The organism is Rhodoferax ferrireducens (assembly GCF_003347515.1).
In the GTDB taxonomy this organism is placed as follows: domain Bacteria; phylum Pseudomonadota; class Gammaproteobacteria; order Burkholderiales; family Burkholderiaceae_C; genus Rhodoferax.
This window is the reverse complement of sequence record NZ_QEII01000302.1, coordinates 1-20,188: the sequence shown is the minus strand read 5'-3', so window position 1 is coordinate 20,188 and position 20,188 is coordinate 1. Positions and strand designations below refer to the sequence as shown.

At 60.8% G+C, this 20,188-nt stretch carries 17 protein-coding genes; 11 read left to right on the top strand and 6 right to left on the bottom strand.

The features are described 5' to 3' along the window. From C5P05_RS33815 to C5P05_RS23160, 5 genes are all read right to left on the bottom strand, one after another. Positions 1-817 (bottom strand): retention module-containing protein (locus tag C5P05_RS33815; RefSeq protein ID WP_157979437.1); only part of this gene is annotated, 817 nt, incomplete at its 3' end. A gap of 95 nt (positions 818-912) precedes the next feature. Next, positions 913-1,551, bottom strand: coding sequence for a response regulator transcription factor (locus C5P05_RS23175; protein WP_114972224.1), 639 nt, complete (start codon positions 1,549-1,551; stop codon positions 913-915). Next, positions 1,548-2,960 carry an HlyD family type I secretion periplasmic adaptor subunit gene (locus C5P05_RS23170; RefSeq protein WP_114972223.1) on the bottom strand — a complete coding sequence of 471 codons (1,413 nt, stop codon included), beginning with the start codon at positions 2,958-2,960 and terminating at the stop codon, positions 1,548-1,550. Before C5P05_RS23170 ends, C5P05_RS23175 begins: the two co-directional genes overlap by 4 nt. Further along, positions 2,960-5,149 carry a type I secretion system permease/ATPase gene (locus C5P05_RS23165; protein WP_114972222.1) on the bottom strand — a complete coding sequence of 730 codons (2,190 nt, stop codon included), beginning with the start codon at positions 5,147-5,149 and terminating at the stop codon, positions 2,960-2,962. Before C5P05_RS23165 ends, C5P05_RS23170 begins: the two co-directional genes overlap by 1 nt. Positions 5,150-5,184: 35 nt before the next feature. Continuing rightward, positions 5,185-5,436: a hypothetical protein gene (locus C5P05_RS23160; protein WP_232834637.1), complete on the bottom strand. Its 252-nt coding sequence runs from the start codon at positions 5,434-5,436 to the stop codon at positions 5,185-5,187. Between the two features lie 278 nt (positions 5,437-5,714). Between C5P05_RS23160 and C5P05_RS23155 the strand changes: the two genes are divergently transcribed. Genes C5P05_RS23155 through C5P05_RS23130 form a run of 6 tightly spaced genes read left to right on the top strand, consistent with a single transcriptional unit; the run spans position 5,715 to position 12,518 of the window. Then, positions 5,715-6,818, top strand: coding sequence for an efflux RND transporter periplasmic adaptor subunit (locus tag C5P05_RS23155; protein ID WP_157979436.1), 1,104 nt, complete (start codon positions 5,715-5,717; stop codon positions 6,816-6,818). A 1-nt stretch (position 6,819) separates the two neighbouring features. Next, complete coding sequence (locus C5P05_RS23150; RefSeq protein WP_114972219.1) at positions 6,820-10,128, top strand: efflux RND transporter permease subunit; 3,309 nt, start codon at positions 6,820-6,822, stop codon at positions 10,126-10,128. A gap of 26 nt (positions 10,129-10,154) precedes the next feature. Then, positions 10,155-11,450 carry an NAD(P)/FAD-dependent oxidoreductase gene (locus C5P05_RS23145; RefSeq protein ID WP_114972218.1) on the top strand — a complete coding sequence of 432 codons (1,296 nt, stop codon included), beginning with the start codon at positions 10,155-10,157 and terminating at the stop codon, positions 11,448-11,450. A gap of 41 nt (positions 11,451-11,491) precedes the next feature. Then, complete coding sequence (locus C5P05_RS23140; protein ID WP_114972217.1) at positions 11,492-11,716, top strand: YgaP family membrane protein; 225 nt, start codon at positions 11,492-11,494, stop codon at positions 11,714-11,716. A 45-nt stretch (positions 11,717-11,761) separates the two neighbouring features. Next, positions 11,762-12,208: an OsmC family protein gene (locus C5P05_RS23135; RefSeq protein WP_114972216.1), complete on the top strand. Its 447-nt coding sequence runs from the start codon at positions 11,762-11,764 to the stop codon at positions 12,206-12,208. A gap of 19 nt (positions 12,209-12,227) precedes the next feature. Further along, positions 12,228-12,518: a metal-sensing transcriptional repressor gene (locus C5P05_RS23130; protein ID WP_114972228.1), complete on the top strand. Its 291-nt coding sequence runs from the start codon at positions 12,228-12,230 to the stop codon at positions 12,516-12,518. An 85-nt stretch (positions 12,519-12,603) separates the two neighbouring features. Here C5P05_RS23130 and mnmA read toward each other — a convergent pair whose 3' ends face one another. Further along, on the bottom strand, positions 12,604-13,719 hold the full coding sequence (gene mnmA, locus C5P05_RS23125) for a tRNA 2-thiouridine(34) synthase MnmA (RefSeq protein ID WP_114972215.1): 1,116 nt from the start codon (positions 13,717-13,719) through the stop codon (positions 12,604-12,606). A 51-nt stretch (positions 13,720-13,770) separates the two neighbouring features. Here mnmA and C5P05_RS23120 point away from each other — a divergent pair, with 51 nt between their 5' ends. The 5 genes from C5P05_RS23120 to C5P05_RS23100 all read left to right on the top strand — a co-directional run bounded on the left by C5P05_RS23120 (position 13,771) and on the right by C5P05_RS23100 (position 19,932). Beyond that, positions 13,771-14,718, top strand: a complete 948-nt coding sequence (locus C5P05_RS23120) for a LysR substrate-binding domain-containing protein (RefSeq protein WP_114972214.1) — start codon at positions 13,771-13,773, stop codon at positions 14,716-14,718. Positions 14,719-14,775: 57 nt separating this feature from the next. Then, positions 14,776-16,203 carry an FAD-dependent tricarballylate dehydrogenase TcuA gene (gene tcuA / locus C5P05_RS23115; protein WP_198674837.1) on the top strand — a complete coding sequence of 476 codons (1,428 nt, stop codon included), beginning with the start codon at positions 14,776-14,778 and terminating at the stop codon, positions 16,201-16,203. Between the two features lie 13 nt (positions 16,204-16,216). Beyond that, entirely contained in the window at positions 16,217-17,419 is a 1,203-nt protein-coding gene (tcuB, locus tag C5P05_RS23110; RefSeq protein WP_114972226.1) for a tricarballylate utilization 4Fe-4S protein TcuB, read from the top strand. 96 nt (positions 17,420-17,515) lie between these two features. Further along, complete coding sequence (locus tag C5P05_RS23105; RefSeq protein ID WP_114972213.1) at positions 17,516-18,508, top strand: Bug family tripartite tricarboxylate transporter substrate binding protein; 993 nt, start codon at positions 17,516-17,518, stop codon at positions 18,506-18,508. A 317-nt stretch (positions 18,509-18,825) separates the two neighbouring features. Beyond that, entirely contained in the window at positions 18,826-19,932 is a 1,107-nt protein-coding gene (locus C5P05_RS23100) for a hypothetical protein (RefSeq protein ID WP_114972212.1), read from the top strand. Positions 19,933-20,188 lie beyond the last annotated feature (256 nt).

The window sequence follows — 20,188 nt, the reverse complement described above, 5'->3', positions numbered from 1 at the left end:
GGCTGTAGGTCACCGCGGCGGTGGAAGTGCCGGTGATGGCGACGTTGAAAACCAGGTCGGCGCCTTCGTTGACGTTGTTGTCGCCCACGCCTGGAGCGCCTGGCTCGACGGTGGTGATGCTGGGCACTACAGGCACTACAGGCACTACAGGCACTACAGGCACTACAGGCACTACAGGCACTACAGGCACTACAGGCACTACAGGCACTACAGGCACTACAGGCACTACAGGCACTACAGGCACTACAGGTTCTACAGGTTCTACAGGTTCTACAGGTTCTACAGGTTCTACTGCGGGTTGCTCGGCGCTCAGAACAGCTTGTGTGGGAGCGCCGAAGTCTATTTGCACTGTGTCCGTAGATTGCGCATCCCGCTCCAACGCCAATGACGTAAGTTCTTCACTAATTCGCAGCACCCGCACAAAACTGTGCGAGTCGCTCGCATCGCCCCCGGAAAGACCCGCAGCGGTTGGATCCAGCTCGGTTGAAAGATCCCCGCCACCTGCGATAACTTTGGCAATCTGGGCGGAGCCGCTGTTCAAATCCTTCAGCGCAGCCTCAGTCTTGTCAGTGGGCTCTGTGCCCAGCAGGCTACCCTCAATCAATAACTCGCGCCCAGACGCAATAGTCAAAGGCTGCCCATTCGGTAACGCTAGTTCCAGACGGGTCCCGTCCTCCGTGACGATTTGCTGCCCTTCCTGGACTTCATCTCCTACCTTCAGCGGTCTGCGGATGCCGTCAGCAGTTACAAGCCAGGCTTTGCCTTCCAGGATAACAACAACGCCACGGGCTTGGGCAGAGGTTTGAGTGGTGGCCATGAGTTAACTCCAGAGTGCAGCAAATTTAGATTTGCTGACTTTAGAGCACTATCTGGCGACCCGGTATTGTCCTTGGGTACAGGTTATCCGGGTCATCAATGGATGCCGTGCACCCGTAGAGCCAGCTGAAGACGGTCGGTGAGATTGAGTTTGTCGAACACCGAACTCAAATGAGCCTTGACGGTTCTTTCCGAGATTTTGCAGTCCAGGGATATATGGTGGTTAGAAGCGCCATTTGCCGCCAGCACAGCGACTTCCCGTTCTCTTTGCGTCAAACCGTTCCGCCAGTCGACTACCGGCTCGGTAGCCAGGGCCGCAGCGCGGCCAGCGCTTTGGATGAGCCGTTGCATCAATGTTTTCCCAATCCAGACGTGCCCGGCCTGAACAACCTGGGCGACCTGGAGCAAGGTCGCCGCGTCTGAAAAGGCGTGGCAGTAGGCGGCACAGCCCGCATCAAGTGCCTCGATTGCTTCGCCGTCCTTGGGGTTGGAGCTTGCGGCCACAATCCGGACTTTATGTCCATGCACGAGGCTCTTCCACTGTTCATCGTTCCACAACGGCACGTCTGGCAGTGACAAATCAATCAGCGCCAAGGTGTCTTGATCCAATTTCAGTTGCCACAGATCCCTGAACCGGCTGGCGATGAGCTGCTTGCCCGGACGAAATGCGCGCTGCCAGTGCTCTATTAGCCCTGAATCACTGCTAACCAAAATAAACTTCAACGGACGGCTCATCGTTCTGTCATTGCCTTGGCTTTTGCTCTCAATATGGGTTTCAACAAGTAGGCGAGGACTGACTTCTTACCTGTGAGGATATCGACTTCCGCCACCATGCCGGGAATGATGGGGAACTTCTGGGGGCCAATACTACTTGATAGCGTTCGTACGCGAACCAGGAAAAATGCGTTGCCTTTTTCATCCAGCACGCTGTCAGCACTGATGTGCTCCAGCGTAGCCTCAAGTCCCCCGTAAATCGCATAGTCATAAGCCGTGAATTTGACCAGGGCTTTTTGACCGGGCCGCAAGAATGCAATGTCTCTGGGCAGGACCCGGGCTTCCAACAGCAGGGCATCGTCAGACGGGACCACTTCGATGAGGTCCTTGCCCGGTTGCACGACGCCGCCTACGGTGTTGACCTTCAGTTGTTTGACCGTACCGTTAACCGGCGAGCGAATGTCAGTTTGTTTAACCCGGTCCACCAGTGCCGTGCTCCCTTCGGACAGGGCACTGAGCTTGGCGTTGGTTTCACTCAGCTCGGATCGCGCGATATTGCGGAAGGTCAGGTCAACCTCCTGCATTTTCCGATTGGCTTCTGCCACCGCTGACTCCAGTCGTGGAATGTCCGAATTTGCACTGTCCCGCTCGCCCCGGTATCGCGCGACGTCGCGCTCCAGACGCAAAAGCTCTACATCCGAAACGGCGCCCGTCTTAACCAGAGGGCGCGTCATTTCCAGTTCCCGCGCCGTCAAGCTGTAGCTTTGGCTTGCCTGTTCGCGCCGCGCCCTGACCGATATCAGCTCTTGTGAGCGTTGCAATGACTGTTGCCGCGCGACGCCAATGGTTGCGTCCAGTTCTGCACGCCGAGACTCGTACAGTGAGCGTTCCTGCGCCACGATTTCAGGTGCTTCATTGACAACGTCCTGCGGAGGGGCGAAGCGAGCCCCGTCCGCCAGTGCTTTGAGCCGCGCAGCTTTCGCCAGGAGTGCCAGGTATTGGGACCTGTTTTCCCGCAAAGAAGACACCATGCGTGTGGGGTCCACCTTCAGCAGGAGTTCGCCAATCTTGACACTTTGGCCCTCCCTGACGAGTATTTCCGAAACAATGCCGCCGTCCATACTCTGCAAAATTTGTATTTGTCTTGACGGTATGACTTTTCCCTCGCCGCGCGTGACTTCGTCCAAAACGGCAAACCCGGCCCATAGGAGCAAAATGAAAACGACAGCCACGCTGAGCCAAACGAGCATGCGTGCGCCCCCCGGTGTTTGCTCGGCTATGGCCCAATCGGCGTTGGCGTCGAAATCTCCGTCCAGGTCTTTTTGCTTTCCAGCGAGTGCGTTCAGCACCCGGTCGATCCATCCCGAGCACTGTCGGTAAAACCCGTCCCAATAGCGGGACAGGCGACTTGCTTGTTTCGTGCTTGTCATCAGGTGGCCTTGCCGATTCTGCCGCTTTGCAGTGCTTCAACGACTTGCGCTTTGGGGCCGTCGGCCATGATCTGGCCGTTGTCAATCACGATCAAGCGGTCAACCAATTCAAGCAGCGACGTGCGATGGGTCACCAAAACCACCGTCTTTCCTGTCGTGAAGCGGCGCAGGCGGGCTTTGAGAAGATCTTCACTTTGGTGGTCCATGGCGCTGCTTGGCTCGTCAAGCAAGAGAATGGGCGAGTCGTTCAAGACCGCGCGAGCGATGCCCACCGCCTGGCGTTGGCCCCCGGACAGGGATTCGCCGCGCTCCCCTATGGACATGTCAAAGCCACGCGGATGCCGATTGGCGAATTCCGTGACCCCCGCAATCTCGGCCGCCGCGAGGACATCCTGATCGTCGGCAAACGGCGCGCCCAGTGCAATGTTCTCTTTCAACGTGCCGTAAAACAGGCTGACGTCTTGCGACACGAAACCAGCCGCCCGGCGCAATTCAGCCGGGTCGATTTGCCGCATATCGATTCCGTCAATCAAGATCGCGCCTTCGGTGGGTTGATGCAAGCCGAGAATCAGACGCTGAATGGTTGATTTGCCGGAACCGACGCGGCCGATAAAGGCCACTTTTTCACCTGCACGGATCTTGAACGAAACCTTGCTTAAGACGCTCTGCTGTTGCCCGGGGTAAGTAAAGCTGACGTTCTTGAATTCAATATCGCCCAGAAAGCCGGCCCGGTGCAAAAACGCGGCGTCATCAAACCGTTCCGGTTGGGTTGTCATATGTGTCTCGATCGACGTCAAGCCGCTTTTCGCATTGTGGTACTGCATCAAGAGCCCCGCGACTTGCCCGAAAGGTGCCATCGCTCTTCCCGCCAGCATGGACGCAGCAATGATGGCGCCCATGCTTATCTGGTTGTCCATCAGCAAATACACGCCGACGATCAAAACGGCCACCGACACCAGTTGCTGCAACATTTGCGCAAAATTCATGATGACGGAGGAAAGCAGTTTCAGCTTGGTGCCGTTTTGCGCCAGAAAAACCGTTGATTGCTCCCATTTGCGTTGAAAACTGCTTTCCGCCACCATGAATTTGATCGTTTCAATGCCAACCAGGCTTTCAACCAGCGTGGCATTGCGTTGTGACGTGGCCCGTTGGGTCACGTCCACCAACTCCTGCATCTTTTGTTGCACCACCAGCGACGCCACCAGCAAGAGCGTGATGCAAAAAAGCGGGGGTATCAAAAGCCAGGGCGAGATCCAGGCGAGCACGAAAAAGAACACGAACACAAAGGGCAGGTCCACCAAAGTCGTGATGGAGGCGGACGCCACGAAGTCCCGAACCGATTCAAAAGCCCGGAGGTTTGCCGCAAAAGAGCCGACCGAAGCCGGCCGGTCCGCCATTCGCAGTCCGAGCACCCGTTCCATGATCTTTGACGACAGTGTGACGTCGATGCGCTTGCCCGCCGTGTCCAGAATGTAGGAGCGCAAAACGCGCAGGACCACATCAAAAACCATCATCAAAAGCACGCCGATGGACAATACCCACAGCGTTTCCTCGGCACGGTTGGGGACTACCCGGTCGTACACCGTCATGGTGAACATCGGGGTCACCAATGCAAACAAGTTGATCAGCAAGGCGGCCAGAAGGCTGTCGCGGTACAGGCGCCAGTTTTGCAGCACGACGCCCCAGAACCAGTGCCGTGACTTAACCTGTCCGGTGTCGGGTGTCCGCGGATCGAAGTTGAAGACTGGCCGGACAAAGAATACGACACCGGCGTAGAGTGCCTCCAGCGCCTCTCTTGTCAAGACATCGGATGACTCCCCGTTTTCCGGAAACCTCACACGGGCCTCGCCCGTATCCATCCATTCCAGCAAAACACAGGCCTGTTTGTCGTTCAGGAGCAGGATGGCCGGGAGCAGGCCCGGGCGCAGATCGGTCAGTGCGCGGCGCGCCAGTCTTGCCGTCAGGCCCGCCCGGGCCGCGGCCCGCGGCAAAAGGGCCGGGGTGACCAGATTGGCTTCCAATGGCAAACCCGCAGACAGTGCCTCTTGTGTCGTGGCAATGCCGAAAATTCTGGCGATGGCGACGACGCTATCGAGCAGCGGATCGAAATGGACGCTGTGCTCGCCAACACGCCATGTTCTTGAATTGGCCGCGCTTTGATTTTGGATTGGCAGGGTGGATGTAGGCATGGTGCTTTGCTGGGGTGCTTGATTTCGAGCGAAAACTACAGAATCCGCTCGTCATCTCCCAGCAAATTCAAGGCGCCTTGCATCCGGTTGCGAAGCCCTTTTCTCAGCATCAATTTTCTCTGGGCTGCGGCTGGCAGGTCGGTATGGCGAATCACATTCTTCATGATGAGCGTATCAATCAAGTCCTCGATGACCCGTACAAAGTCGGCGTCCGCCTCATTAAACGCGGGCTCAGCCGCGCCAAAGGTAAAGAACCGTAAAACCTCAGGGCTGTGATCGTCCAGCATTTCGCTCCCGGGCTGTTGCTGCCTGGACAAGGACTGAATAGATCCATCAGCGTTTCGGATAACGTGAAACATGGGTTCTGGTCTCTGGTTGAGCGGGTACGAATCACGCCGCAGTGCTCATTTTGGGAGCATGTTATCACCTTGGTTTGGCTTTCCAGCCGGGCGCCTTGTTCCGGAAAGCCCGCTTGGCGCGGTTCATTTGCGGGCAATTTTCAAGTCATTTCTTGTACTGTGGGGGGTATACATATATACTCCACATGGTATTTTTAAGGTGCCCCATGAGCTCACTTGCATTTCCTGGCTTTTTCCGCGTTGCACGCCGCGCCATACCGTGGCTCGGTGCATCGATCATGACCGTCTCCGCCGCGCAAGGTTCTATCCAGGTGCCCGTGGCGCCGGTGCAGCTCAAATCGGTGGGGGCCGCATTCGAGATTGACGGCGTGATTCAGCCGGTCAAGCAGAGCACGGTTTCGGCACAGGCGGGCGGTCGCATTGCGACGCTGGCGGTCAAGGCCGGCGACAAAGTGCGGGCCGGGCAATTGCTCGCCACCATTGACGACCGTGAAGCGCAAACCGGCGTTCAGCGCAGCCAGGCGCAGGTCGCGCAGGCGCAAGCCGAGCTGCGCAACGCCCAGGCCAATTTCGATCGAACGCGTGATTTGCAGACCAAGGGCTTTGTGAGTTCCGCGGCACTGGACACGGCCGAATCCCAACTCAAGGGCGCGCTGGCCGGGCGCGACCAGGCCGGCGCCGGGGCCAGGCAGTCGGCACTGGCGCAGGGCTTTACCCGGGTCACCGCTCCCTTCGAGGGCTGGGTGCTGCAGACACACGTCGAAGCCGGCGATCTGGCGGTGCCGGGCAAACCGCTGCTCACGCTGTACGCGCCCTTGCCCATTCGGGCAGTCGTCCAGGTGCCTGTCTCCCGCGCCGCACAGGTGCGGGCGGCTGGCACCGTTGATGTGCTGCTGCAAAACGGCGAGGGCGGCGCCCAATGGGTTCGCCCGGTGTCGCGCAGCACCGTGCCGACGGCCGATCCGGTGTCTCAAACCATTGAGTGGCGTCTTGAATTGCCCTCGGAAGCCGCCAAGACCCTGCTGCCGGGGCAGCAGGTGAGGGTGCGCTTTGCCGGGGGGGCGGCGGACCGCACGGTGGTGCCCGGTTCTGCCGTGTTGCGTCGCGGTGAGCTGACTGCGGTCTATGTGGTGTCAGGCAATGGCTTTGCGCTCAAGGCGATCCGCTTGGGTGCCGATCACGGGGCCGATGGCGTGGAAGTGGTGGCGGGCCTGCTGGCCGGCGACCGCGTGGCGCTGGATCCGGTGAAGGCGGGTTTGGCGGGTGCGCAAGCCGTGCCACAAGCAGCACAGCCTGCTGCGGGCAAGTGAGATGGCGATGAACGACAAACCCTCCATGGGCGTCTCCGGCCGGATTGCCGCCGCGTTTCAGAGCAACGCGCTCACGCCCTTGCTGGCTCTCGTCGCGCTGCTGTTAGGCCTGTTCGCGGTTTTGGTGACGCCGCGCGAGGAAGAGCCGCAGATCAATGTGACGATGGCCGACGTGCTGATTCCGTTTCCAGGCGCCAGCAGTGTGGATGTCCAGAACATGGTCGCCCGGCCGGCGGAACAGGTTCTGAGCCAGATTGCCGGCATCGAGCACACCTATTCGGTCGCGCGCCCGGGTCTGGCCGTGCTGACCGTGCAATTCAAGGTGGGGGTGCCGCGCACCGAGGCCTTGGTGCGTCTGTATGACGTGCTCAACGCCAACCAGGACTGGTTGCCACGCGATTTGGGCACGCTCAGCCCGATTGTGAAACCCAAGGGGATTGACGATGTGCCGATTCTTGGGGTGACCTTGTGGAGTCGCGAGGCCTTGCCCGGATCCGAGCTGGAGCGCGTCGCCCATGCCGTCGAGGCGGAGCTCAAGCGTGTTTCGGGCACGCGTGAGGTCAAGACCATTGGTGGGCCGGGACGTGCCGTGCATGTCTGGCTGGATCCGGCCCGCCTGCGCGAGCGGGGTGTCGACCTGGTGGGCCTCAAGCAGACCCTGGCAGCGGCCAACTTTGGCATGCCATCGGGGGCGGTGCTGGACACGGAAAATAAATCTGCGCAGATGCTCAGCATCGAAACGGGTGAGTTCTTGCGCTCGGCGCAGGACGTGGGTGAACTCGTTGTCGGTGTCGCCAAGGGCCTGCCCGTCTATTTGCGCGAGGTGGCGCGTGTTGAGGCGGGTGCGCAAGTAGCGCAACGCTATGTGTGGTTTACCCCCGGTGGGGTGGCTGCCCATCCGGCCGAGGCGACGGTCGAAACAAAGTCTGCCGCTTTGCCTGCCGGCGGCGTCTACCCGGCGGTGACGATTACCGTCACCAAGAAGCCCGGTGAAAACGCAGTGGATGTCGCGCAGGCGGTACGCGAACGCGTCAAGGCCCTGAGCAACACGGTGATTCCCGCCAACATCGAGACCACCATCACGCGCGACTACGGCGAGACGGCAGCCGAGAAAGCCAACAAGCTGATTCAGAAGCTGGCCTTTGCCACCGGTTCCGTCATCTTGCTGGTCGGCTTTGCCCTGGGGCGGCGCGAAGCGGTGATTGTGGGCGCTGCCGTCATTCTGACGCTGACCGCCACGCTGTTTGCGTCCTGGGCCTGGGGTTTCACGCTGAATCGCGTGTCCTTGTTCGCGCTGATTTTCTCGATCGGCATCCTGGTGGACGACGCCATTGTGGTGGTCGAAAACATTCACCGCCATCAGCAACTGACGCCGGATGCCACGCTCAAGGACATCATCCCCCGTGCCGTCGATGAAGTGGGTGGCCCGACCATTTTGGCGACGCTGACCGTCATCGCCGCCTTGCTGCCCATGGCCTTTGTGTCCGGTTTGATGGGCCCGTACATGAGCCCGATTCCGATCAACTCCAGTCTGGGCATGGCGATCTCGCTGGCGATTGCCTTCACGGTGACGCCGTGGCTGGCCCTCAAATTGATGAAGCCTCATGGCCATTCACCGGTCGAACATGGCAAGCCCAAAGGACTGGGCCCCAAGCTGCAAACCCTGTTCACCCGCGTCCTGACGCCGTTTCTGGACAGCGCGCGCAAGCGCTGGTTGCTGCTGGCGGGCATTCTGGTGGCCCTCCTGCTGTCGATTGGTTTGACGCTGGTTCAATGGGTTGTCATGAAAATGTTGCCCTTTGACAACAAGAGCGAGTTCCAGGTGGTGGTCGAAATGCCGGCCGGAACCCCGCTGGAAAATACCGCAGCCACCCTGCATGAACTGGGCGCGTTTTTGGCGCAGCAGCCGGACGTGCTGAACCTGCAAGCCTATGCCGGAACGGCCTCACCCATCACCTTCAATGGCCTGGTGCGACAGTACTATTTGCGGGCCGACGCGGAGCAGGGCGACCTGCAGGTGAACCTGGTCGACAAACACCAACGCAGCGACAAGAGCCATGTGATCGCGCAGCGCCTGAGGCCCGATCTGGAAAAAATCGGCCTGCGCCACAACGCCCGCATCAAAGTGGTCGAGGTACCGCCCGGCCCGCCGGTGATGTCGCCCCTGATGGCCGAAGTCTATGGTCCGGACGAAGCCGGTCGCCAAGCCGTGGCCAGCCGCGTGGCAAAGGCTTTTGCCGCTACGCCGGACATCGTTGGCGTCGATACCTCGCTCAAGGAAAACGCAGCGCGGGCCTTCTTGCGCGTACGTCGCCAGCGGGCGGAGTCACTCGGCATTCCGGTCGCGGTCATTGCCCAGACGGCGGCGATGGCCCTGTCGGGCACGGACGCCGCCTACCTGCACGATGGCCAGTCCAAATACCCGGTGCCGGTGCGCCTGCAACTGCCGCAAACGTCCCAGATCGGGCTTGATGCCCTGCTGGCCATGCCCCTGCGCGCCGCCAACGGCCAGATGGTGGCGCTGTCCGAATTGGTCGAGGTCGAGCGCGGTGTGATTGACAAACCCCTGTTCACCAAAGACCTGCAGGGCCTGAGCTATGTGTTCGGCGACATGGCGGGCAAGCTGGATTCGCCCTTGTATGGCCTGTTTGCCATCCGCGGCAAACTCAAGGACGCCACGCTGCCCGGCGCTGGTGAGCTGGGCGAATACTGGATTAACCAGCCCGCTGACCCCTACCGCCAGTACGCCATCAAATGGGACGGTGAACTGCAGATTACTTATGACACTTTCCGCGACATGGGTGCCGCTTACGGCGTCGGCCTGATCCTGATTTACCTGCTGGTGGTGGCGCAGTTCCGCAGCTACCTGACGCCGCTGGTCATCATGGCGCCGATTCCACTCACCCTCATCGGCGTGATGCCGGGCCACGCCTTGTTGAATGCGCAATTCACCGCCACCTCCATGATCGGCATGATCGCGCTGGCCGGCATCATCGTGCGCAACTCGATTCTGCTGGTGGATTTCATCGAGCTGCAGGTGGCGCAAGGTCTGGCCTTCAAGGACGCCGTGGTGCAGTCGGCGGCGGTGCGGGCCCAGCCCATTGCATTGACCGGGCTGGCCGCCATGATTGGCGCCTTCTTCATCCTGGACGACCCGATCTTCAACGGCTTGGCCGTGTCCCTCATTTTTGGCATTCTGGTCTCGACCCTGCTCACGCTGGTGGTCATTCCCGTCCTCTATTACGCCTTGTACCGGCGTCGTATGGAATCGCGCGCAGACGCGACCCCTCTTCAGGTACAGCCCGAGTAAGAAGTTAAATCCACAGGAGACAAATCATGGCTCATATCGTCATCATGGGTGCAGGCATCGGCGGCATGCCCGCCGCTTACGAGTTGCGCGAGTTGCTTGGCAAGGAGCACCGCATCACCGTCGTCAATTCGACCGACTACTTCCAGTTTGTACCGAGCAACCCCTGGGTTGCCGTGGGCTGGCGCGAACGCGAGCAGACCACGCTGCCGATTGCCCCTTACCTGGAGCGCAAGGACATTGCCTTCATCGCAAAGGCAGTGACCCACATCGATGCGCCCGCCAACCGCCTGACGCTGGATGGCGGCGCGACGCTGGACTATGACTACCTGGTGATCACCACCGGCCCCAAGCTGGCCTTCAATGAGGTGCCGGGTGCCGGCCCGCTCACCTCGGGCGGTGGCGGTTTCACCCACTCGGTGTGCAGCGTGGACCACGCGCAGGAGTTTTTTGCCGATTACCAGAAGTTTCTCGACAACCCCGGCCCGGTCGTGATCGGCGCCATGCCCGGCGCCAGCTGCTTTGGCCCCGCCTACGAGTTCGCCTTTATCCTGGACACCGACCTGCGCAAACGCAAACTGCGCAACAAAGTGCCAATTACCTATGTGACCAGCGAGCCCTACATCGGGCACCTGGGCCTGGGCGGCGTCGGCGACAGCAAGTCCATGCTGGAGTCCGAGCTGCGCGGTCGCGACATGAAGTGGATTACCAATGCCAAGACCACCCGGGTGGAGGAGGGCAAGATGTTTGTCACGCAACTCGACGACTTGGGCAATGTCTACAAAGAGCACGAGCTGGGTTTCAAGCTGTCCATGATGCTGCCCGCCTTCAAGGGCGTGGATGCGGTGGCCGCCGTGCCCAATTTGTGCAATCCGCGCGGCATGGTGCTGATTGACGAGTTCCAGCGCAGCAAGGCTTACCGCAACATCTTCTCGGCCGGCGTGTGCGTGGCCATCCCGCCGGTGGAAGTGACACCGGTGCCCACCGGCACGCCCAAAACCGGCTACATGATCGAGAGCATGGTGGGTGCCATCGCGCACAACATCCGGGACGAGCTGGCCGGTAAAACACCCGAGGCCAAAGGCACCTGGAACGCCATCTGCCTGGCCGACATGGGCGACACCGGCGCCGCCTTTGTGGCGCTGCCGCAGATCCCGCCGCGCAATGTGAACTGGTTCAAGAAGGGCAAATGGGTGCACTTGGCCAAGATCGCATTCGAGAAGTACTTCATGCGCAAGATCAAGACCGGCAACTCGGAGCCCATTTACGAAAAATACGTGCTCAAGCTCTTGGGCATCGTGCGCCTGGCGGAAAAAACCAAGTAGCCATTTCACCCATTCTTCAATTTTCTATCAGGAGTTTCACCATGACCGTCCAGCGCTACATCCTTGTTTTTGCCGGCCTTTTCATCATGATTTCACTGGCGCTGGGCGTCGAGGGCAGCCCGCTGTTTGTGAGCAAATGGGCGCTGGCCTTCACCGCTTTTGTCGGCTTCAATCTGTTCCAATCCGGCTTCACCAATTTTTGCCCGCTGGGCATCATCCTCAAGAAGCTCGGCGTGCCGGAATCGAAAATCGGCTGCGCCAACTGAGGGAATAAGCCGGCCGAATCAATTCACCCGTTTTCAGGAGACGCCATGAGCGAGACCAGCATCCACGTACAGCTTCATCAAAAGCAGGACTACCAGTTCGACATTCACTTCGGCGGCGACATCCCGGTTGTCATGGGCGATGAATCGGCGCCCTTGGGCCGGGAGCAGGGCCCGTCACCGGTGCAACTGCTGGCCGCGGCCGTGGGCAATTGCCTGTCGGACTCCCTGTTGTTCGCCTTGCGCAAGTTCAAGCAGGCGCCGGAGCCGATTTCCTGCGATGTCCACGCCGAGGTCGGCCGCAATGCCGAGGGGCGTCTGCGCGTGCTGACGATCAAGGCGGTACTGACGCTGGGGGTGCCGGCCGCTTCACTGGCGCACCTGGACCGGGTGCTTGGACAGTTTGAATCGTATTGCACGGTGACGCAAAGTGTCAGCCAGGGCATTGCGGTCAGCGTTGAAGTGGTCGATGCGCTGGGGGTGCGGTTGAAATGATAGATTGAAGGAGATACTGATGACCAACTTGACGAACGCCGCTGCCCGGACCGAGTTGCTCAACCGGCTTCGGCGCGCCGAGGGACAAATTCGGGGTGTGCAACGCATGATCGAAGAGGGCGAGAACTGCCTCAAGATTGGACAGCAATTCTCGGCCGTGCGTAAAGCGCTGGACAGCACCTACCTGCGTATGACGATGTGCTTCATGGAGCAGGAGCTCGACGCCTGCATGCAGCCGGACGAGTCCCAGAAGGCCGGGCTGGACCTCATGCTGAAAGATATGGAAGCCTTGCTGGCCCGCATGGGATAACCAATTTTATAAGTCAAATCGGCCTCTAGCCCGCGTCCATAAATCGCAAGTAGCTACTAAAATAGTAGCGTTTCAGGCGCTGAACTCAAGCCGCAATCACACCGCCACCGAGGCACACGTCGCCGTCATACAGCACCGCCGACTGTCCCGGCGTGACGGCCCATTGCGGGCCGGGAAAGTTCAGGCTGAACGCCTCACCCGCGCCGGCTGCCAGCGTGCAGGGCGCATCAAGCTGGCGGTAGCGGGTTTTGGATGTGAATTGGCCCGCAGCCGGCGCCGCGCCGGCGACCCAGCTGGCGTCCTGCGCCGTCAGCGCGAAGGACTGCAGCCACGGGTGTTCGTGCCCCTGCACCACCCACAGCGTGTTTTTTTCCATGTCCTTGCGCGCGACGAACCAGGGCGCGTGCTCGCCGCCGCCTTTTTGCGCGCCCTTGGTCTTGAGTCCGCCGATGCCCAGACCCTGGCGCTGGCCCAGGGTGTAAAAGCTCAAACCCACATGCTGGCCGATGGTGCGGCCTTTCTCATCCTTGATCGGGCCGGGCTCCTTGGCGATGTAGCGGTTCAAAAAATCGCGGAACGGCCGCTCGCCAATAAAGCAAATGCCGGTCGAGTCCTTCTTTTTCGCATTCGGCAGGCCGATCTCCAGCGCCAGTCGCCGCACCTCGGTCTTAAGCAACTCGCCCACCGGGAACAGCGTTTTGGACAGCTGCGCCTGGTTCAACCGGTGCAAAAAGTAGCTCTGGTCCTTGGACGGGTCCAGGCCCTTGAGTAATTCGTGTTGGCCGGTGGCCGCATTCAGGCGCACCCGTGCGTAATGCCCGGTGGCGATTTTTTCCGCCCCGAGCCGCAGGGCGTGGTCCAGAAAAGCCTTGAACTTGATCTCGGCATTGCACAGAATGTCCGGGTTCGGCGTACGCCCGGCCTGGTACTCGCGCAAAAATTCCGCAAATACCCGGTCTTTGTATTCGGCCGCAAAGTTGACGTGTTCGATCTCGATGCCGATCACGTCCGCCACCGCGGCGGCGTCGACAAAATCGATGTTGGAGGAGCAGAACTCCGAGTCGTCGTCATCCTCCCAGTTTTTCATGAAGATGCCGATGACCTCATAGCCTTGCTGTTTCAGCAGCCAGGCGGTGACGGCCGAGTCCACGCCACCGCTCAAACCGACCACCACGCGTTGTCCATTGTGTTGCTTGTCCATAGGTATGCGATTATCCCTGCCATGACCACCCTGCGTTTCTGACCGCCCGCCATGGAACTTCGCCAACTCAAATATTTTGTGCGCGTGGTCGAGCTCGGCAGCATGAGCCGCGCGGCGCTGGATCTGGACCTGGTGCAGTCGGCCCTCAGTCAGCAAATCAGCCGCCTGGAGAGCGAACTGTCGACCCGGCTCTTGCAGCGCAGCAGCAAGGGCGTGACGCCGACCGAAGCCGGGCTGGCATTTTTCCGGGAAGCGCAACTGACCTTGCGCCATGCCGAGCAGGCGGTGCGCGCGGCCCAGCAGTCGCGCCTGACCGGCACGGTCAGCGTCGGCCTGGCCTCCACCACGGCCTCGGTGCTGGGCGTACCGCTGATGCGCGCCATGCGCGAGCGCTACCCGGATGTGCGCCTGCACATGGTGGAAAGCATGTCGGGCCATGTGACGACCATGCTGAACGCGCGCCAGCTCGATCTGGCGGTGCTGTTCGACACCGGCACGGCGCGGCGCTGGAGCGTGATGCCGCTGCTGCAGGAGAAACTGTTCCTGATCAGTCCGCGCGCCCCAGGCGAGAGCGGCAAGCCACCGAACACCGCCATGACGCGCATGGCGCAGCTCAAAGGGGTGCCCCTGATCCTGCCTACCGGCGCGCACGGCTTGCGCAGCACGCTGGACGCCGCGTTTGCACGGGCCAAATTCAAACCGGAGCTGGTGGCCGAGATCGATTCACTGGCTATGCTCATGGACGCTGTCAGCGCCGGGCTGGGCAGCACCGTGCAACCCTGGGCCGCGCTGGGCCGTGTCACCGAGGCGGCCCAGCGTTTTCAGTGGTCGGAGATCGCGGATGCGCAGGTGCATCGCACGAACGCCCTGTGCAGCCTGTCGGACGACGAGCTCTCGCCGGCCGCGCTGGCCACCCGCGTGGTGCTGGCCGACTGCGCGCGTCAACTGGTGCGCTCGGGCCAATGGGTGGGGGCCCGGCTGATCCATCACGATTCGTGATACCCCCATCGTCGCGTGGTGCTTACGCGGCGCCGGGCTGGCGCCTACAGTCCGGTCATGGACATAAGCAAAGAAATCAATCTGGATGTGCTGGTGATTGGCGGCGGCAACGCTGCCCTGTGCGCGGCGCTGATGGCGCGCGAGGCCGGCGCCAGCGTCATGCTGCTGGAAGCGGCGCCGCGCGAGTGGCGTGGCGGCAATTCCGCTCATACGCGCAACCTGCGCTGCATGCATGACGCGCCGCAGGATGTGCTGACCGAGGCCTATCCGGAAGAGGAATTCTGGCAGGACCTGCTCAAGGTCACGGGCGGGCAGACCAATGAAGCGCTGGCGCGCCTGGTCATCCGGGAATCGTCGCGCTGCCGCGACTGGATGCGCAGCCACGGCGTGCATTTCCAGCCCTCGCTCTCCGGCACCTTGCACCTGTCGCGCACCAACGCTTTTTTCATGGGCGGCGGCAAGGCGCTGGTCAACGCCTATTACCGCAGCGCGGAACAGCTCGGCGTGCAGATCCGCTACAACGCGCCGGTGGACCGGCTTGAGCTGCAGGATGGTCGCTTTCTTGCCGCCTGGGTCGGGCCGCAGCGCATCACCGCACGCGCCTGCGTGCTGGCGGCCGGCGGCTTCGAGTCGAATCGGGACTGGCTGCGCGAGGCCTGGGGCCAGAACGCGCGCGGCGAATGGCCGTCCGACAACTTTGCGATTCGCGGCACGCGCTTCAACCAGGGCGTGCTGCTCAAGCACTTGCTGGACGCCGGCGCCGACGCGATTGGCGATCCCACCCAGGCCCACATGGTGGCCATCGACGCCCGCGCGCCGCTGTACGACGGCGGCATCTGCACCCGCATCGACTGTGTGTCGCTGGGCGTGGTGGTGAACCGCGAGGGGCGGCGTTTCTACGACGAGGGTGAAGACTTCTGGCCCAAGCGCTACGCCATCTGGGGCCGCCTGGTGGCGCAGCAGCCGGGCCAGCTGGGCTATTCCATCATCGATGCCAAGGCGGTGGGGCGCTTCATGCCGCCGGTGTTTCCCGGTGCCCGGGCGAACAGCCTGCCCGAACTGGCGCAGCAACTGGGCCTGGACGTGCCCACCTTCATGCAGACCCTGAACGACTACAACGCAGCCTGCCGCGTCGGCAGCTTCGACCACACCGTGCTGGACGACTGCGCGACCGAGGCCTTGAGCCCCGCCAAGACGCACTGGGCGCGGCCCATCGACACCGCGCCCTTCTACGGCTACGCCCTCAAGCCCGGGGTGACCTTCACCTACCTGGGCCTGAAGACCGATGCCACCGCCGCCGTGCGCTTTGGCGGTGTGCCCAGCGACAACCTGTTTGTGGCCGGTGAAATGATGGCCGGCAACGTGCTGGGCCAGGGCTACACGGCCGGTGTCGGCATGTCGATTGGTACGGCTTTTGGGCGTATAGCCGGCGTCCAGTCTGCGCAGGAAGCTATTAAATCAGGAGTAAATCGTGTCGCAGCTTGAGCAACCAAATAGCTTGACCCCGCTGGCGGCTTTGACCCGCGATGCCCGCGCGCTGGCCAATGGCGAGATCGTGCTGAGCGCGCCCGAGGCCGAGGTGGCGCGGCAGCTGCAAATCTGTAACGCCTGCCGTTATTGCGAGGGTTTTTGTGCCGTGTTCCCGGCCATGACGCGCCGGCTCGAATTTGGCAAGGCCGACATTCATTACCTCGCCAATCTGTGCCACAACTGCGGCGCCTGCCTGCACGCCTGCCAGTACGCGCCGCCGCATGAGTTTGCCGTCAGCGTGCCGCAGGCCATGGCCCAGGTCCGAGGGCAGACCTATGCCGACTATGCCTGGCCGCCGGCGCTCGGTGCGCTCTACCAGCGCAATGGCCTGACGCTGTCGCTGGCCCTGGCGGCCGGGCTGGCGATTTTTCTGCTGCTGGCGCTGGCCTTGAATGGCACGCTGTGGGGCGGCGATCTGCGCGGCAACTTCTACCAGCTGTTTCCGCACAACTTATTGGTGGGCTTGTTCGCGCCGGTGTTTTTGTTTGCCACGCTGGCGCTGGGCCTGGGCGTGCGGCGCTTCTGGTCCGACGTGACGCCGGCCACCCCAGGCGCCTCGACTGGCAGCCCTGCCTCGGCTGAAAGCCAAGTCTCGGGCGCGGCGGCCCTGGAGGCGACGGCGGACGTGCTGCGCCTGAAGTACCTGGACGGCGGCCATGGCGAGGGCTGCCACAACGCGGACGAGGCCTACACCCTGTCGCGCCGTCGCGCGCACCACCTGACCTTTTACGGTTTCCTGCTGTGTTTTGCCGCCACCAGCGTGGCCACGCTTTACCACTACGCCTTCGGCTGGATCGCCCCTTACGACCTGCCCAGCCTGCCCAAATTGCTGGGCGTCGCCGGAGGCCTGAGTCTGCTGGCGGGCACGGCCGGCCTGTTCATGCTCAACCTGCAACGCCATCCAGGGCTGGGCGATGCCGCGCAAAAGCCGATGGACCGCGGTTTCATTGCACTGCTGTTCTTCACCAGCCTGAGCGGTTTGGCGCTGTGGCTGGCGCGCGATACCCCGGCGCTGCCCGCGCTGCTGGCCGTGCATCTGGGCGTGGTGATGGCGCTGTTTGCCACGCTGCCCTATGGCAAGTTTGCCCACGGCATCTTCCGCAGCGCGGCCCTGCTCAAGTGGGCGATCGAGAAGCGCCAACCTGAACGGCTGGCGCTGGGCACTGACTGAGTTCACGCCAAGTCCCCAGGGATGGGGTTTGCGCTGATACCGTTTTCGAGGCCTGCGCCTTAGACTTTTCCCAGACCATCACAGGAGACTTCCAACATGAACCCCAACTCTTTGTCCCGCCGTCGCGTGCTGCAAGCCGCGGGTGCTGCCGCCTCGGTGTTGGCCGCGCCCGCCTTGCTGGCGCAGCCGGCCTGGCCGTCCAAGCCGATTCGTTTTGTCGTGCCCTTCGCCCCCGGTGGCACCTCGGAAATCGTGGCCCGCTCGGTGGCCGCAGAGTTGACCAAGCAGCTCGGGCAAAGTGTTTACGTCGAGAACAAGCCGGGCGGCGCGGGCACCATCGCCATGGCGGAAGTCGCCAAGGCGGCGCCCGATGGCCATACCCTGATCCTGACCCATGTCGGCACCATGGCGGTCAACCCCTACATGCTGAAGAACCAGCCTTACGACGTCAACAAGGATTTCCTGCCGGTGACCTTGCTGGCCAAGGTGCCCAACGTGTTTGTCATCCATCCCGATGTGCCGGCCAAGAACTTCCAGGAGTTTGTGGTCTATGTCAAAAAGAACCCGGGCCAGCTCAACTATGGTTCGGCCGGCAACGCCAGCGCCGGCCACCTGGCCATGGAGTACCTCAAGCTGGTGACCGGCATGTTCATCACCCATATTCCCTATCGGGGCACCGGCCCGCAACTGACTGATTTGCTGTCCGGCCGCACCCAGGCCTCGTCCGCCGGCATGCCGGCGCTGGGCGCGCACATTCGCGCCGGCAAGCTGCGCGCCATCGCGGTCGGCACGCAACAGCGCATTGCCGCCTTGCCCGATGTACCCACGGTGGCCGAGATGGGCTTCAAGGACTTCGAGACCTCGCAGTGGTACGGCATGCATGTGCCGGCCGGCACGCCGCCCGAGATCGTCAAACGCCTGCAGGAAGAGTGCCTCAAGGCGCTGAAGTCCTCGGCGGTGACGGAGCGTTTTGCCACCGACAACGCTGTGCGCGGCGGCGGGCCGTCGGCGGAATACGCCAGCTTCATCGCGGGCGAGCAGAAGATCTGGAGCGACATCGTCAAGCGGGCGGGTATCAAGGCGGATTGAACTTGGCGCCCTCGGGTCCGGTCACGGCGACAGGGTAAGGGGATCTAGCAAACTCGCGATGGCGATTTCGCGGAGGGCAGCAGTGCAGCGGAAGCGACCATTCAGTCATGCTGTCTGATGGGCAATGATTACGCCAAAAAGACGTTCATAATATGAACCATAAAGCAGGGGTCGAGCTTTCAATCCCCTCATCGGGACCACCTATGCTGGCGGTCCAGCCTAACAATGTCTATCAGCCGCGGGAGGCAAATATGGCCTCTTTCAGCATCGCAGCGCGGCAGATAAACGCGATTCGTTAGGCGTCACGAAAAGATCCTATGACCACCGAATCATCTTCCGCACTTTTCACCGTGCCGTCCAACGCAGCGCTGTTGCGCAGGCTGGTTCAAGACCTGCGTACGCTGCCTTCTGAGGCGATTCCGCCGGAGGGCATGACGCATCATCTTGCGCAGATTGTCGATCTGATGATCTCTAACCCGGAGAAATTCGATGAGTTCGCGGCAGTCAATGTCGAATGGATTGGCGCGTCCTTCATGGGGGAGATAAAAAACTACTTCGACCTACCGCCAGAGAATCGCCCATCTGTCGTTCGGTCAGTTTTCACATCTGCGTACCGATTTTTGTGTGAACTCGAGTTCACGCAACCGGGCGAACCGAGTTTCGAGGTAAGACGGATCATGAACTTTGTTCATGATCACCTTGAGGATTTTACTGGAACAGACAGGCAGCAACTCATCTATGCGGCCTACGCGATGCCTGCCCAAGTCGCAAAAAGACTCATCGGTCACCCATCTGTTACCGAGTTCCGCAAGTTTTCGGAGACAGTCGAGGCGTCCCGAAAAATCAAGGAAGAATGGGATAAGGACCTAGACGAGCGACAAAAGCTGCTTCAGGGACTGGCCTCCAATATCGGCAATATCACATCGGCATATAACTTCGTTGGACTGGTACACGGCTTCCAAGGCTTAAAAGAGAAAAAGGAAGAGGAGCGAAAATTTTCCTTTGTATCGATCATTTTGATCGGGCTTGCGATGACAGTACTGCCACTAGCACAGCTCAGTTTCGTGGCCATAAATCTCGAAACAATCGAGAGCCACAAAGGCACTCTTGTGTACACACTACCAACGATCATTGCGATCGAGATCATCTTGCTTTATTTTTTCAGAGTGGTGCTTGGTCAGTTTCGTTCGGTTAAGGCTCAGCTGCTTCAGATTGATCTACGCGTTTCCTTGTGCCAGTTCATTGAGAGCTATGCTGATTACGTAACGAAACTGAGAAACAAAGACTCATCAGCACTTAGCAAGTTTGAGGCTCTTGTCTTTAGTGGCCTAGTTACGGAAGAGTCCGGCATACCATCAACGTTCGACGGTGCGGAGCAGATCGCCAGCCTCATTAGAAGTATTCGAGGAGGGGCAAAAGAGTGACGACTAACTCATTCAAGAGGCACGCTTAACAGCACCTCTTAAACTATACGTAAGTGACTGTTTTCAAGAAATAAGAACGTCTGGAGTCAGCCTGAAACGGACTGCCGTTATGCAGCGAAAGTGGTCTCTTAATCTTACTGTGTCATAAATTATGCTATCATAAACGCAGCGTGAATTTTGACTGGGGGCGTGATGGACATATCGCAGGAGTTCAATCGCTACGTTGATCATTTGTCTGCTGGGCTGGGCCATGCCG

Excerpts from the sequence above, each read along its gene's own strand:
- C5P05_RS23175 (WP_114972224.1), bottom strand. The coding sequence starts at position 1,551 with ATGAGCCGTCCGTTGAAGTTTATTTTGGTTAGCAGTGATTCAGGGCTA.
- C5P05_RS23170 (WP_114972223.1), bottom strand. The coding sequence starts at position 2,960 with ATGACAAGCACGAAACAAGCAAGTCGCCTGTCCCGCTATTGGGACGGG.
- C5P05_RS23165 (WP_114972222.1), bottom strand. The coding sequence starts at position 5,149 with ATGCCTACATCCACCCTGCCAATCCAAAATCAAAGCGCGGCCAATTCA.
- C5P05_RS23160 (WP_232834637.1), bottom strand. The coding sequence starts at position 5,436 with ATGCTGGACGATCACAGCCCTGAGGTTTTACGGTTCTTTACCTTTGGC.
- C5P05_RS23155 (WP_157979436.1), top strand. The coding sequence starts at position 5,715 with ATGAGCTCACTTGCATTTCCTGGCTTTTTCCGCGTTGCACGCCGCGCC.
- C5P05_RS23150 (WP_114972219.1), top strand. The coding sequence starts at position 6,820 with ATGGCGATGAACGACAAACCCTCCATGGGCGTCTCCGGCCGGATTGCC.
- C5P05_RS23145 (WP_114972218.1), top strand. The coding sequence starts at position 10,155 with ATGGCTCATATCGTCATCATGGGTGCAGGCATCGGCGGCATGCCCGCC.
- C5P05_RS23140 (WP_114972217.1), top strand. The coding sequence starts at position 11,492 with ATGACCGTCCAGCGCTACATCCTTGTTTTTGCCGGCCTTTTCATCATG.
- C5P05_RS23135 (WP_114972216.1), top strand. The coding sequence starts at position 11,762 with ATGAGCGAGACCAGCATCCACGTACAGCTTCATCAAAAGCAGGACTAC.
- C5P05_RS23130 (WP_114972228.1), top strand. The coding sequence starts at position 12,228 with ATGACCAACTTGACGAACGCCGCTGCCCGGACCGAGTTGCTCAACCGG.
- mnmA (WP_114972215.1), bottom strand. The coding sequence starts at position 13,719 with ATGGACAAGCAACACAATGGACAACGCGTGGTGGTCGGTTTGAGCGGT.
- C5P05_RS23120 (WP_114972214.1), top strand. The coding sequence starts at position 13,771 with ATGGAACTTCGCCAACTCAAATATTTTGTGCGCGTGGTCGAGCTCGGC.
- tcuA (WP_198674837.1), top strand. The coding sequence starts at position 14,776 with ATGGACATAAGCAAAGAAATCAATCTGGATGTGCTGGTGATTGGCGGC.
- C5P05_RS23105 (WP_114972213.1), top strand. The coding sequence starts at position 17,516 with ATGAACCCCAACTCTTTGTCCCGCCGTCGCGTGCTGCAAGCCGCGGGT.
- C5P05_RS23100 (WP_114972212.1), top strand. The coding sequence starts at position 18,826 with ATGACCACCGAATCATCTTCCGCACTTTTCACCGTGCCGTCCAACGCA.